Origin of the sequence: Streptomyces sp. NTH33, from assembly GCF_003236365.1 — a bacterium.
GTDB lineage: Bacteria > Actinomycetota > Actinomycetes > Streptomycetales > Streptomycetaceae > Streptomyces.
In genome coordinates this window covers 1-692 of the sequence record NZ_POTZ01001048.1, presented here as the reverse complement: position 1 = coordinate 692, position 692 = coordinate 1, and the positions used below count along the sequence as shown (strand labels likewise).

At 68.6% G+C, this 692-nt stretch carries 2 protein-coding genes; both read right to left on the bottom strand.

Annotated elements, in window-relative coordinates; all coding sequences use genetic code 11:
- On the bottom strand, positions 1-169 hold a 169-nt coding region (locus C1I97_RS43180), incomplete at its 3' end, for an alpha-amylase family glycosyl hydrolase (protein ID WP_181447123.1).
- On the bottom strand, positions 166-692 hold a 527-nt coding region (locus C1I97_RS38385; RefSeq protein ID WP_146608474.1), incomplete at its 5' end, for an alpha-glucosidase C-terminal domain-containing protein. The genes C1I97_RS38385 and C1I97_RS43180, both read right to left, overlap by 4 nt.

Here is a 692-nt window from a genome sequence, read left to right as displayed (position 1 = left end):
AGTCGAGTTTGGCGGTCAGGCCCTTCAGGTCGCCGACGCCGTCGCCGTTGCTGTCCTGGAAGGAGCGGACGAGGACCTCGTAGAAGACGGCGCGTTTGAACCACTCCGGATCCCGGTCCCTGGCCGGGGCGTCCTCGAAGATGTCCGGAACGGGCTCGTTGACAGTCATGGCGCTGGGGGCCCTTCGGTCTGCGGGTTGGACGGTCGCTGGACATGGAGCACGTGCGCGGGACGGTGACCCGGATCCAGGCGGACGTAGTTGGTCCTGCCCCACTGATGGGTCTCGCCGGTGAGCTCGTCGCGCACCGGCACCGACTCGTGCCAGTCCAGGCCGAGTTGCGGCATGTCCAACGAGACCGTGGCCTCCTGGGTGTGGTGGGGGTCGAGGTTGGCGACCACGACGACCGTGTCGGAGCCGGCGCTCTTGCTGTAGGCGATCACGGCATCGTTGTCGGCGTGGTGGAAGCGCAGATTGCGCAGCTGCCGCAGGGCCGGGCTGCGGCGGCGGATGTCGTTGAGCCGGGTGATCAGGGGGGTGAGGGTGCGGCCCTCGCGTTCGGCGGCGTCCCAGTCGCGGGGTTTGAGCTGGTACTTCTCCGAGTCCAGGTACTCCTCGCTGCCCTCGCGCAGGGGGGTGTTCTCGCACAGTTCGTAGCCGCTGTAGATGCCCCAGGCGGGGGAGAGGGTGGCGG